The organism is Streptomyces wedmorensis, from assembly GCF_000716445.1.
In the GTDB taxonomy this organism is placed as follows: Bacteria; Actinomycetota; Actinomycetes; order Streptomycetales; family Streptomycetaceae; genus Streptomyces; species Streptomyces wedmorensis.
This window is the reverse complement of sequence record NZ_JNWK01000082.1, coordinates 1-12,535: the sequence shown is the minus strand read 5'-3', so window position 1 is coordinate 12,535 and position 12,535 is coordinate 1. Positions and strand designations below refer to the sequence as shown.

Here is a 12,535-nt window from a genome sequence, read left to right as displayed (position 1 = left end):
AGCGCCTCCGATGACTTCTCGGTGGCTCCGTCGGGGTCCTCGGAGTGTCGCCCTGCCTGGAGGCGGAGCGGTCCCGGCGGAACGGATGTGGCTGGGCCGGACCCGTACGCCGGTCCACTTCATCGTCGCTTCAACGGAATTGCAACGCGAGCCGCGAGGCTGCCGCATGACCCGGCCCAGACGGGTTCAGGGCCGTTCCCGGTCACGATCGCCTCGCCTCGACGCGCTCGTGTCGGGCCGGCCGTGCCTCGCCTGGGTCTCAGGTCCCTCTCTCCGCCGCGGCCGGTCCAGGCCGCGGGCTTGCCCAGACCAGTGCGTGAAACACGAAGGGGGACAGCGTGTCCCAACAGAACCCCGCCTCCGGTGAAGACGGCGAGCCCCGCTTCGGGCCCGCCGGTACGACAAGCCCGGCGTACGAAGGATGGCAACGGCTCGGCTCGTGGCCGCGGATCGCCCTGCCGGCCTGGATCCTGACTCTGGTGATCGCCGTCATCGCAGTCACCTTGCTGAACTCCGGCAGCGCACCCGACGGTTCCAGGGCGACGGCGCGTGACCTGCAGCCGTTCCGCGAGGCGGTGGAAGGCCTCGCCACCGCCCCGGGTGTGCACTACAAGGACACTTCCTCGTTCGGCATCACCGAGAACACCTTCACGGTGACCGCGGCAGGAAGCACCTACGGCACCACCAAGTCCGGCAGAAGCGACACCGGTCGAGACGTGCTGCGCATCGGCGGGAGGACGTTCACACGCTGGCAGACCGACCCAGCTCCCGGCAGGGACGTGGGAGCGGACGAGAAGGCGCCGCCCAGCGAGTGGATCGTCGGGCTGGACGACGGATCCACGCTCATGGACGAGGCGCTGGCTCGCACCATCGCTCCGTCGAAGCTGGCAGCCGTGCTGGCGAAGGCTCTGGCCGACCTGGAGAAGTCCCCGTCACCGGCGAACGGGCCGAAGCCGCCGCACAGCGTGAACGGCGTGCCCGCACTCGGCATCGACACCTCGGCCGGCCGTCTGCTGGTGACGAGGGCGAAGCCGCACCGGGTGCTGCGGCTGGAGGCATACGACCTCCGCGAAGGGCTCGCCGACGTGAGGGACCAACTGGAGAACGGGGAGGCCCCGACGGCTCCCCGCAGGGTCACCACCGGGCCCCTGGCGTCCGGTGGCGCCGAGGGAATGGACCTGACTCCGGTTCTCGCCGACGCCGCCGACCGGATGTTCGACACGCTGGTCGAGTACGCGGACCAGCTCGAGGACGCAACCGACGGAGGCATCACCTTCACCCTCGACGGCTCGGGCGAGATGGACTGCGGCCCCACGGGCTGCACCGCCACCCAAGCCTTCACGGGCGAGGTCACCTCCATCGCCCGGAAGGAACGCGTCACCCGAGGCGAAGTCACCGCGGTGATGAACGCGACCTTCTCCATCGACGGCAAACCCGCCGGCTCCTGCACCAGCCCACAGCGCACCTTCCCGGTCCGAGGCAACTCCGTCGCCGGCACCCTGAAGTGCACCAACCCGGGAGCCGGACCGCTCTACTCCTCAGTCTCAGCCCGCGTCCAAGCCCAGGCAGAAGCCGACGCCCAGGCCTGCGGCTGCAAGGTCCGCCTCACCTATCCCCTCCGTGCCGACACCTTCATCGACGCCCGCGCGCTGGCCAAGGTCGAGGCGAAGAAGCTCGCCGACCAAGCGCGGTCGGAACGCGACGCCGCGGACTGCGCCAAGCCGCACAGCTTCCCCGCGGGCACCCAGGTGCTCCTGGCCGACCACACCACCCGCGCCATCGAGGACATCCGCATCGGCGACCTGGTCACCGCAGGCGACCCGCGGACAGGGCTCACCTCCACCCGGCCGGTGACCAACACCTTCACCACCGCCGGCGACAAACACTTCACCCACCTCACCGTCACGACCGCGCCAGGCTCCGCCGACATCACCGCGACGGACAACCACCCCTTCTGGGTGACGAACCACCAGCAGTGGAGTAACGCCCGAGACCTCCGACCCGGCGACGAACTACACACACCGAATGGCGCCCGGGCCGTCGTGACCAAGGCCCGCAACGAGCAAGCGCCGTACCGCACACACGACCTCACCGTCTCCGACCTGCACACGTACTATGTGCTGGCGGGACAGACGCCGGTCCTCGTTCACAATTCCAACTGCTCGCTGACCGGCGGCTTCAAGGTAGGTGTGACCCCTGACGAGATCGTCAAGATCAATCGTGGTTTCGGCGGTCAAACCCTGCTGAGCGGTTCACCGGCCAACACCATGGCCAACGCCAGCCGATACCACAGCTTCTGGGACAAGTCGGCCGTCGTGATTCGCGATATTGCCGGTGGTCACATGTTCGACAACGGAAGCAAGCGCACTGCCCAGGCTGTCGTGGAAGAGCTGATGCGTCGGAACCGGGTCACGAGCGGCCCCACCTCCGCCGACCTTCGAAGGGTCATCGACCGAGTCGGCAAAGGTCAGCTGCACGATGTCAGCGGCATCTCGGCAGCCTTGAGGGGTTACTGATGGGAGTGCAGAGGATGGACATGGAGCAGCTCATGGAGAGGCTGGGCCGCTCAGGCGTCACCGTGATCCTCAAGGTGGACGACGAGAGGATGGCGGAAGATGGCGAGCCCTGGACTGTGGTGATGTCGGGTCCAGGACTGGGCGAGCAGGGATTCATTCGTGCCGAATCCTCCAGCCTGAGTGACTGTCTCGAACAGGGATTCAGTCGGTTGCGGTCCCTGCCCGGCGACTGGGAATGGTTGCCGGAATTCTCGTAACCATTGCCACGAGGCCCTCCCGAGCTTTCGGGAGGGCCTCGTGGTGTGTGTGTGACGGCAGTAGCTGACGGCAACGGCAGCGGACGTGGGCGGAGCAGGGCGGCCGTCGAGTGGTGGAGGTCGTGGAAGCGGATGCGGCGGAAGCCGGCCCCGCCGAGGAACGTGGCCGTCGACCGCCACGCTCCTCGGCGCACGCGAGCCCATCCGCTGACCCGACCTCGTGGGCGGCACCCCGGGTAGGGGTGATGCAATGCTGGGGGAGAAGCGAGGGAGCGGGAGATCGGGGGACTGTGCGGTGGGCGCGGACACGGGGCAGCGGCTGCGGATCGATGTGCTCGGACCCCTTCGGGCCTGGCGGGGGGCGACCCCGCTCGATCTGGGACCTGCCAAGAGGCAGGCCGTCCTCGCCGCTCTCCTGCTCCGCGACGGGGCCGTCGTGAGCCATGACCGGCTTCTGTACGCGGTCTGGGGCTCGGAGCCGCCCGCGACCGGAGCCAGCGTGCTCGCCAGTCACATCAACCCCCTGCGCAGAACGCTCGACGCGGCGGGTGTCCGGCACACCGGGTCCGTGATCCGCAGCGGAAAGGGCTGGTACCGGTTCGACGTCGAGGAGGTCCGGCTTGATCTCACGGATGTGACCGAACGGGCTGCGCGGGCGCTGCTCACCAAGGCGTCTGGTGACATGGCCACGGCTGCCGACCAACTGGGCGAGGCACTCGCCCTGTTCGCGGGTGAGCCCTTGGCGCATCTCCCCGGACCGTTTGCGCAGGCCGAACGCGACCGGCTGACGCAGCGATGGCGCTCGCTCCGCCGCGATCGGCTGGACTGCCTGGTGACCCTCGGCCGGTTCGGCGACGCCCTGGACGATCTCGCGGTGATGTCGCCGTCCGACGGGTACGACGAGGCGCTGCTGGCCCTGCGTATGCGTGCTCTGTACGGCTGCGGACGTCAGGCGGAAGCGCTGAAGGTCTACGCGGACACGCGCGTACGGCTGCGCGAGGAGCTCGGCGTCGATCCGGGCGACGAACTCCGCCGGGTGCACCAGGCGGTACTGCGCCGGGACGACGCCGCCCTGGGCCGTCCGTCCCCCGGGGCCGGGTCGGCGCGTTCCACCCCGAGCCGCGGTGGCGCCCCGGAACGTTCCAGTCCGCCGTCGAGTCGTGGCACTCTGCGGGTTCCGGCCGAACTGCCGCACGACACTGCGGGGTTCGCAGGGCGTGAAGAGGAACTGGCCGCTCTGGAGGCACTGCTTCCGCCCCAGGGTGCGGACCCGGCGCGGACTGTGGTCATCTCCGCCATCGGCGGAGCCGCCGGCATCGGCAAGACCGCTCTTGCCGTCCACTGGGCGCACCGGGTACGTGACCGCTTCCCCGACGGTCAGTTGTACGTGAACCTGCACGGCTTCGACCACGACAGGCCGCCGCTCACCGCCGGCGAAGCCCTGAGCCTGCTGCTCAGGAGCCTGGGGCTGGACGCTTCGGACATCCCGGTGGACCGGGAGGACCAAGCGCGCGTGTACCGGACCCTCCTCGCCGGCCGACGTCTGCTCGTCCTGCTGGACAACGCCGCGTCGGCGGACCAGGTCCGTCCGCTGCTGCCGGGCAGCCCCTCCTGCTGCGTCGTCGTCACCAGTCGCAACCGCCTGGGCGATCTCGTCGCCCGCGACGGGTCCCACTCCCTGCCCCTGGACGTCCTTCACCCGGCCGATTCCCTGGTACTTCTGAGCCGGACGCTCGGCGCGCCGCGCGTGGCCACAGAGCCCGAGGCCGCCGACGAGCTGATCCGGCTGTGCGGCAGCCTGCCGCTCGCCCTGCGCGTGGCCGCCGCCCGGTTGGCGGGGGATCCGGGGCTGAGATTGGCCGACCTGGTAGCGGAGTTGAGCGAGGGCAGCCGGTTGGAGGTCCTGGAAGGTCAGGAGAGCGACGCCTCGCCCTTACGGACGGCGTTCTCCGTGTCGTACCTCGCTCTGGCGCCCGCCGCCCGCCGCCTGTTCCGCCTTCTGGGGCTGTTTCCGGGCCCCGACATCACCGCCGACGTCGCCGCGGCCCTCCTGGACGTACCGCCGACGCAGGCCCGACGCCTGCTCAGCGCCTTGGTCGCCGCGCACCTCGTCGAGCCCGCGGCGGCCGGCCGGTACGGCTTCCACGACCTCCTGCGCGAGTACGCGCGGGAGCGGGCGCTGGCTGAGGAAGCCGCGGCGGAGCGTGACGCGGCGTTGCGCCGAGCCATGCTCTGGTACCTGGGCGCGGCCCGCTCCGCGGGAGGGTCCTGGCTCTTCCCGGAGCTGCCCCGCGACCTCGTCCGCTCTTCCCGGCAGAGCCTCCCGTCGGGGCCGGAGGCCGCGCCGTGGCTGGACGTGGAGCGCGCGAATCTCCTGGCCCTCATCCACCACGCCGGGCGCAACGGCCCCCGCGCCGTGGCCTGGCACCTGACCAACGCCCTGTTCGGCTACTTCTGGCTGCATCTGCCTCGGGCGACCTGGCAGGACGCCGCGCAGTCCGCGCTGGACGCAGCCGTGGCTGAAGGCGACCTGTTCGGTCAGGCGGCCATGCACAGCAGCCTCGGACTGCTCACGTCCGACCGGGGGCACGCCCGAGAGTCGATGGGGCACCACCTGCGTGTCCGGGCCATCAGCAGGGAACTCGGATGGCAGGAGGGCGAGGCGGCTTCCCTGGGTGGCATGGCGCTGACGGAATGGGCCATGGCCCGCCTCCCGTCCGCGTACGACCATGTGACGACCGGCCTTCGGATGATCCGTGACACCGGGAACCGTCACCTGGAGGCGCTGGGGCTCGTCGTCCTCGGCGTGACCTGCCGCGATCTGGGCCTCCTGCACGAGGCCGCCGCCAACCTCGAAGCGGCCATCGCCCGGAACGAGGAGATCGGCTGGAGCGACCACAGCCTGGCCCTGCAGAACCTGGGCTTGGTGTACTGGGAACTCGGCCGTTTTCAGGACGGTCTCGACGCCCTGGGCCCGCGACTTGCCACCGACGACCTGGACGGCCACCGGAGCGACCGCGCGATGATGCTGGACGCCGTCGCGAGGATCGCCCTCGAGCGCGGCGACCACGAGGCGGCGTCGGAACACGCCGAACGCGCCCTCGCCGTGTGCGGGAGCCGAGGGCGACCCTGGATCCGGGTCGGCATCCTCACCACGACTGCCGCGTGCCACCGGGAGCGGGGGCACCTCGACCTGTCCGAGCGGGCCGGCCGGGAGGCGCTCGCGCTGGCCCGGAGGTCGAGGTACCGGCGAGGCGAGGCCGACTGCTTCCTGGGCCTCGCTCTCACCTACCAGCGGCTGGGCCGGTACGACGATGCCCGCCGTGACGCCGAGCAAGCGCTCGCCCTCGCGCGCCGTCACTCGTTCCGGGTGGTGGAGGGCCAAGCCCTGACGGCCCTGTCGGAGACGGCGGAATCGGAGGCCGCCTTCGACACGGCTGCCGCGCACGCGGAAGAGGCACTGACCGTGCACCGCCGCACAGGTCACCGACTCGGGGAAGCCCGCACCCTCCTGATCCTCGACAGGGCCCTCCGCGACACCCACCCTGTCGGGTCGAGAAGGTGGCAGGCGGAGGCCATCTTCTCGGACACCGGTGTGCCGACGAGGGAGTAGGCCGCTCCGCGGGAGAGCGAGCCGGCCGCACGTCGACGGCGTTCCCGACCGCCTCGCGTTGCGACTTGGCTCTACAGCCAGTCCTTCCGCTTGAACACCACGTACAGACTCGTACACACCACCGCCATCAGCACCACCGCGAACGGATACCCGCCCGCCCAGTGCAGCTCCGGCATGTTGTCGAAGTTCATCCCGTAGATCGTTCCCACGAGTGTGGGTGCAAACAAAATGGCGGCCCAGGACGAGATCTTCTTGATCTCCTCGTTCTGTTCGAAACCTGCTTCGGCGAGGGCCCGCATTTCGGCGTTCTGTTGCTGGGTGACGAGGGTGGCGTTGACGGTGAGGATGTCGGTGAGGGCCTGGCGGAAGCCGTCGACGCGTTCGCTGGTGTGGGTGACGTGGTCGGCGACGTCGCGGAGGTAGCGCTGGAGCTCCTCGTCGGTGCCGTACTTGGCGAAGCCGGCGATGAGGGCGTGGAGCATGCCGACGAGGGGGCGGGTGGCGCGCTGGAACTCGACCATCTCGCGGGAGAGTTCGTAGATGCGGCGGGAGACGGCGGGGTCGCCGCCGAAGACCTCCGTCTCGATCTCGTCGATGTCGTTCTGGACGCCGGCGACGACGGGGGCGTAACCGTCGACGACGGCGTCGAGGATGGCGTAGAGGACGGCCTCGGGGCCGAGGGCGAGGAGGTCCGGGTTCTCCTCCATGCGGAGGCGGGCGGCCGAGAGGTCCGGGGCGTCGGCGTGGCGGACGGTGATGAGGAAGTCGGGGCCGACGAAGACGTGGAGTTCGCCGAAGTCGACCTCCTCGGGGGCGTCGAGGTAGCGGGCGGCGCGCAGCACGACGAAGAGTGTGTCGCCGTAGCGTTCGAGCTTGGGGCGCTGGTGCGCCTCCATGGCGTCCTCGACGGCGAGTTCGTGGAGGTCGAACTCGGCCGCCAGGTAGTGGAGCTCCTCCACGGTCGGGTACTGGAGGTCGATCCAGGCCATGCCGTCGGGATGCTCGCGCAGCTGGCGGAAGGTGTCGGCGAGGGTGGTGGGGGAGGAGACCCGGCGGCCGTCCCGGTAGAGCGTCGACTGCACGACGCTCGGCTCCGCCGGGGACGGCTGCTCGGACGAGGCGGCGGGCGGCGGTCCGGGGCGGCGGCGCCAGGCCGCGTGGGGGCGGCGGTCGGACATCTTCGCGTACCTCCTCCTCGGTCCGCGCGACGGGCCGCCCGCGCGACGGGCGTGTCTGCGGGACAGGTGTGTCTGCGGGCCGAGAGCAGGATATATGGGGTGAATCCCGCACGCCGGTATCTCTCTTCCGGGCGCCTCGCCCCCACCTCGCATCGAGGACGGTAGCTGTCCGCAAGTCTCGATAATGTGCCGATCATGGCCCTCAAGACGTCCCACCCCGTGCTCGGCACCCGAGCCCTGAACCGTGCCACCCTCGACCGGCAGCTGCTCCTGCGCCCGGCCGCGCTCGGCGCGGAGGAGGCCGTGGCGCACCTCGTCGGCCTCCAGGCCCAGAACACCAAGCCCCCGTACTACGCGCTCGCCGCACGCCTGGACGGGTTCCGGCCCGAGGACCTGTCGGACCTGATGGAGTCGCGGCGCGTCGCCCGCATCGTCTCGCTCCGCTCGACCGTCCACACCCACACCGCCCGCGACGCCGTCGGCCTGCGCCGGCTCGTGCAGGCGGGGGCCATCGACCGGGAACTGAAGATGTTCCGCAAGGGGCTCGACGGCGTCGACCTCGACCGGCTCACCGCCCTGGCGACCGAGTACGTCGAGGAGCGCTCCCGCACCCCCAAGGACCTGCGGGAGCGGCTGCTCGTGGAGTGGCCGGACGCCGACCCGACGGCGCTGACCATCGCCGCCCGCTGTCTGCTCCTGATGGTGCAGGTCACCCCGCGCGGCCTGTGGAGGCGGAGCGGCCAGGTCGCGCTCACCACCACCCGGGTGTGGTTCGGCGGCCCCGACGGGGAGGCGGCCGAGGTCGACGAGACCGTACGGCGCTACCTCGGCGCCTTCGGACCCGCCTCCGTCCAGGACATGCAGACCTGGTGCGGTCTCACCCGCCTCCGTCCGGCGTTCGAGCGGCTGCGGCCCGAGCTCCTCGTCTTCCGGGACGAGCGCGGCACCGAACTCTTCGACCTTCCCGACGCGCCCCGCCCCGACGAGGACACCCCCGCGGCGCCCCGACTCCTCCCCGAGTTCGACAACCTGCTCCTCTCGCACGCCGACCGCACCCGCGTCGTCCCCGCCGAGCACAAGGGCCGCACCTGGACCGGCAACCAGGCGCACCGCACGTTCCTCGTCGACGGTGTCCTCGCCGGCATCTGGCGCCTCGACGAGGCGAAAGACCGCACGACCCTCACCATCGAACCCTTCACACGCGTGACGCGTGCGGCGCGTGCCGCCCTCGCCGCCGAGGCGGAGCGGACCCTCCGGCTCATGACGCCCCCCGGCACTTCGTACGACATCGTCCAAGCCGAGAGCTGACGATCGGTGAGGCCACGGGGGAGGGGCGCGCCGCTGGCCCAACGTCGACGAGGACGCGTACCGCGACATGGCGGACGCGCTGCGGGAGTTCGCGGACGACCTCGCCGACGACGGCCAGCTCGCCAACAACCACGTGCAGCGCCTGCTGTCCTCGGGACACGGCGAGGCGATGGACGCGCTCAACGCGCACTGGGGCAAGGTCAAGGACAAGCACCTCAAGGACATGGTGTCCGCGGCCCGCACGATCGCGGACGCGCTGGACCTCGCGGCGGGCGCGATCGAGGCCATGAAGTGGAAGGCCGTCGCGGAGCGTGAACCTCGACCAGACGAAGCAGGCCGGCAAGGACGGCTTCGACGAGGGAGTGCAGGGTGCCAAGGAGGGTCTGAACCTCGCCTCCGCCGGGGGTGGCAGCGGTGGCGCCGGGGGCAAGGGCTTCCACATCGAGCACGACGAGCACGACCAGGCCGGCACCCGACTGAACGGTGTGAGCGCCGGCATCCACGGCAAGACCGCCGGAAAGCTGACCAAAGCCAAGGGACACCAGGGCCGCAACAAGGGCCGGGACGACATCGCCGACGCCCTCGACCCGGTCATCGAGAAGGCCATGGGCGCCCTTGTGAAGTCCGCCAGGACCATGGGCGACCACATCGGCGAGACCCTGCCCAAGGCCGTCAAGCAGATCTCCAAGGACCACAAGAACAACGACGACGACACGGCCGCCCGCATCGCCCGCCAGCGCAAGGGCGACCACGATGCCGGCAACGGCTCCGGCGGCGGCCCGGGAGGCAAGAACCCGGCCGGTGGGGGAGGCGGCGGCAAGCCCCCGGGCGGCGGTGGCGGCCAGGGCGGCGGAGGCGGTGGCGGCAACAACCCGGGGGGAAAGCCGATCACTCCCCAGCCCGACTGGCACGGCCGGACCGGCCAGGGCATGAAGAACCACCGCAGGGACGCGCTCGACGTCAGCCACCTCAGCGAGGAGGAGCAGCGCAAGGCCCTCGTCGACGAGGCCGGCCACCTCGCCGACGACGCCAAGAACCAGCCGCCCAGCAATCCGTATCCGGAGGGCAAGCACCGGCTCAAGACGGCGTGCGCCGGAACCCTCCTCCACGACGGCACCCTGACCGCGCACACGAGCAGCTCCACCACCGGCGACTCCGCGATGTCCACCCACCCGGCTCTGAAACAGATCCTGGACCGGGTGGAGAACGACATGAAGGCGGCCGACCAGAATCCGGGCAACGGTCACGGGAAATGCGCGGAAGTCTCGCTCATCTCCGACCGGTTGCACCACATGGATCCGAACGGCACGGGCATCGTCACACCGGAGGACGTGCGGAAGGCCATGGAAGGGTCCCGCGTCTATTCGGTTCAGATCGGCAACATGCGTCCCGGGGACGATCAGTTGCTGCACGGCGAGTACAAACCGCCCTGCCGGTCCTGTGAGAGAATGCTGCCCCTCGCCGGCGTCATCGCGCACCACTGAGAGAGAGCCTGAAATGCCGAGAATGACAGCGGAGGAAGTCGAGGCGGTCCTCACCGAGGCGGGCTGGTCACACGGGCGTGACATCGGTGCGCAGCTGCCCGAGCTCCTCGACTTCGTCGCCGACCGCTTCGCCGAGGAAGGACATCCGGTCGAAGCGTTCCAGGCCGCCCAGGACTTCGTCCGGGAATTCGGCGGGCTGCGCCTGGTGATTCCGGGAACGCCGCCGGACGCCGTCGGATTCACCCCGCACTGGATCTACGAGGAAAGCGGCGAGGACGTCGCCGAACTCGCCCGCAATGTGGGGAAGAAGCTCTTCCCCGTGGGATACGAGACGTTCGACGGGGCCATGGTGCTCATCGACGAGACCGGACGCTTCTTCCTCATGCACCACACCGGTCCCTATTTCCTGGGAGCGAACACGTACGAGGCCATCAGCTGTCTGCTGCGCGGCCCCCAGCAGGAAGCGCGGGACTACTTTGTCTGACACCGTTCCGGGAACCGCCTCCTCCCTCCTCGTCCAGGGGACGATCACCAGCCAGACCAACCTGACCGGTGACGGCGAACCCCGACTCCACCCCGCCGTACGGGAGTTCTTCGACGGGCTCGTGCCGAGCCTGCGCGAGCCGTTCCTCGGGTACTGCGCCGAGTCCGCGCTCGTCTCGGACCGGCTGTACGCGGTCGACGCCCGGCGCGCGGACGGCGGGACCACGAGCCTCGCCGAGGCGCCGGCGCACTTCGCCGGCGCGGCCCTCGTCTCCCGCAAGGTGCGCCCCCACGGAGACCCCGAGCACGGCGCGCCCGCCCCCCTCTGCCGCTCGTGCGCGGCCCTGGCCGAGGCGTTCGGCATCACCGTCCTCCAGGACTCCTGACCCGGGACCACGATGACGACCGAGCAGACAGCGACCGAGCAGACAGCGGTCGAGCAGGCAACGACGGAGCAGACAGCGGTCGAGCGGACCACGACGGCCCCCTCGACGGCCGGGCCCTCGACGGCCGGCCTCCCGACGGCCGGGCCCGCCGCGGCCCGGGCCGCGGCGGCCGACGGGATGTCCGGCGGCGAGGGCGGCAGCTCCCTGGTCCGGGCCGGCTGGCACCCCGGGCGGGACGCCGGTGACGCCGCCATGCTCGCCGTCCTCAAGACGGCGGGCATGGGCCCCTGGCCCCTCTTCCCCGCCGCTGAGCGCGCCGTCCGGGAGTTCCACGGCCTCCGTCCGGAACCGGCCGCCCACGGGGGTCGTGAGGTCGCGGCGACCGGCTGTGTCGTCGACCCCCAGGAGGCCCGGTACTCAGGCCCGCCGCTGCACCGACTCGCCGACCGACTCGGCACTCGGCTCTTTCCCCTCGGCCGCACCGCCGCGGACGCCCCGATGGCCGTCGACGAGGAGGGCCGGCTCTTCTCCCTCGGTGCCGGAGGTGCCTGGCTCCACGGGGAGACCGTGCGGGACGGGCTCCTCGCGCTGACCGAAGGGCTGCGACCCGTACGGCTCCGGGGACGGGAGTGGCAGTGGCCCCTGCGGGCGGAACCGGCCGACCTGGCCGCCGGAGTCAGGGCGGCGCTCGTCGCCGTCTACGTCCTGCACACCCACGGGGTGTTCGACGCCCGTACCCTCCGCCTGCGGGCCACCACACTCCGCGGGATCGGCGTGACCGTCCTGGACCAGGACTTCCCCCTCCGCCCCGGATCCCTGGAGGACAACGCGCCGTCGCTGGTCGAGGCGATGGAGGCGGAGCTGTCCGCCCTGGCGCTGACGCCCGCCTCCTGCGAGCTCCTGCTGGCCGTCCCGGCCCCGCCGCGCACCGCGGCCCCGACGGCGGGCGTCGACTGTGCTGTCACGCTCGGTGGTCCGAACGGCTTCGCCCTGACCCTGGCGGCCGGCCCGGGAGCCTCGATCGGCCGCCCGGCGGCCACCCTGGACGCGTGCGTCGCGGCCTTCGACGCCTGGGCCGCCACCCTCTGAGGGCGCCGGACTCCGTGCCCGGGCCGGAAGACCACCCGGCCCGCCGCCTGGGGCCTGTCCGGCGGATCAGGCCCGAGCCCCGTCGCCGCCAGGGGGCGTCCGGGTCACCATGCCCGACAGGACCTAGGTGTATTGACCCGCGGCGTTGTTGACACGGCTGATCGGCGGGTGTCCGTCGAGTGCGGTGTGGCAGCGGTGGTGGTTGTAGGTGTGGAGGAAGT

9 protein-coding genes and 1 pseudogene are annotated in these 12,535 nt (G+C 71.0%); 9 read left to right on the top strand and 1 reads right to left on the bottom strand.

The features are described 5' to 3' along the window. Window positions 1-338: 338 nt before the first annotated feature. From OO54_RS47945 to OO54_RS37915, 3 genes are all read left to right on the top strand, one after another. Window positions 339-2,516: a polymorphic toxin-type HINT domain-containing protein gene (locus OO54_RS47945; protein WP_033211592.1), complete on the top strand. Its 2,178-nt coding sequence runs from the start codon at window positions 339-341 to the stop codon at window positions 2,514-2,516. A gap of 20 nt (window positions 2,517-2,536) precedes the next feature. Then, window positions 2,537-2,773 (top strand): hypothetical protein, encoded by a 237-nt coding sequence (locus OO54_RS37920; RefSeq protein WP_234439228.1) that lies wholly within the window; start codon window positions 2,537-2,539, stop codon window positions 2,771-2,773. A gap of 295 nt (window positions 2,774-3,068) precedes the next feature. Continuing rightward, a complete protein-coding gene (locus tag OO54_RS37915; RefSeq protein WP_033211590.1) occupies window positions 3,069-6,386 on the top strand; it encodes an AfsR/SARP family transcriptional regulator in 3,318 nt (1,105 codons plus the stop codon). Between the two features lie 71 nt (window positions 6,387-6,457). Here the strand turns inward: OO54_RS37915 and OO54_RS37910 are convergent, their stop codons facing one another. Next, window positions 6,458-7,564 (bottom strand): magnesium and cobalt transport protein CorA, encoded by a 1,107-nt coding sequence (locus tag OO54_RS37910; protein WP_033211589.1) that lies wholly within the window; start codon window positions 7,562-7,564, stop codon window positions 6,458-6,460. 195 nt (window positions 7,565-7,759) lie between these two features. Between OO54_RS37910 and OO54_RS37905 the strand changes: the two genes are divergently transcribed. The 6 genes and pseudogenes from OO54_RS37905 to OO54_RS37885 all read left to right on the top strand — a co-directional run bounded on the left by OO54_RS37905 (window position 7,760) and on the right by OO54_RS37885 (window position 12,314). Next, window positions 7,760-8,872: a winged helix DNA-binding domain-containing protein gene (locus OO54_RS37905; protein WP_033211604.1), complete on the top strand. Its 1,113-nt coding sequence runs from the start codon at window positions 7,760-7,762 to the stop codon at window positions 8,870-8,872. Between the two features lie 34 nt (window positions 8,873-8,906). Further along, window positions 8,907-9,645: pseudogene (locus OO54_RS48460) on the top strand (WXG100-like domain-containing protein); the annotation flags it as partial. A gap of 156 nt (window positions 9,646-9,801) precedes the next feature. Then, complete coding sequence (locus OO54_RS48455) at window positions 9,802-10,356, top strand: YwqJ-related putative deaminase (protein ID WP_078905567.1); 555 nt, start codon at window positions 9,802-9,804, stop codon at window positions 10,354-10,356. Window positions 10,357-10,378: 22 nt separating this feature from the next. Beyond that, window positions 10,379-10,840: an SUKH-3 domain-containing protein gene (locus OO54_RS37895; RefSeq protein ID WP_017236900.1), complete on the top strand. Its 462-nt coding sequence runs from the start codon at window positions 10,379-10,381 to the stop codon at window positions 10,838-10,840. Continuing rightward, window positions 10,833-11,225: a YwqJ-related putative deaminase gene (locus OO54_RS37890; RefSeq protein WP_033211586.1), complete on the top strand. Its 393-nt coding sequence runs from the start codon at window positions 10,833-10,835 to the stop codon at window positions 11,223-11,225. Before OO54_RS37895 ends, OO54_RS37890 begins: the two co-directional genes overlap by 8 nt. Before the next feature lie 12 nt (window positions 11,226-11,237). Continuing rightward, window positions 11,238-12,314, top strand: a complete 1,077-nt coding sequence (locus tag OO54_RS37885; protein WP_234439397.1) for an SUKH-3 domain-containing protein — start codon at window positions 11,238-11,240, stop codon at window positions 12,312-12,314. The last annotated feature ends 221 nt before the right edge of the window (window positions 12,315-12,535 follow it).

Coding starts and splice junctions, on each gene's coding strand:
- OO54_RS37920 (WP_234439228.1), top strand. CDS start 2,537: ATGGAGCAGCTCATGGAGAGGCTGGGCCGCTCAGGCGTCACCGTGATC.
- OO54_RS37910 (WP_033211589.1), bottom strand. CDS start 7,564: ATGTCCGACCGCCGCCCCCACGCGGCCTGGCGCCGCCGCCCCGGACCG.
- OO54_RS37905 (WP_033211604.1), top strand. CDS start 7,760: ATGGCCCTCAAGACGTCCCACCCCGTGCTCGGCACCCGAGCCCTGAAC.
- OO54_RS48455 (WP_078905567.1), top strand. CDS start 9,802: ATGAAGAACCACCGCAGGGACGCGCTCGACGTCAGCCACCTCAGCGAG.
- OO54_RS37895 (WP_017236900.1), top strand. CDS start 10,379: ATGACAGCGGAGGAAGTCGAGGCGGTCCTCACCGAGGCGGGCTGGTCA.
- OO54_RS37885 (WP_234439397.1), top strand. CDS start 11,238: ATGACGACCGAGCAGACAGCGACCGAGCAGACAGCGGTCGAGCAGGCA.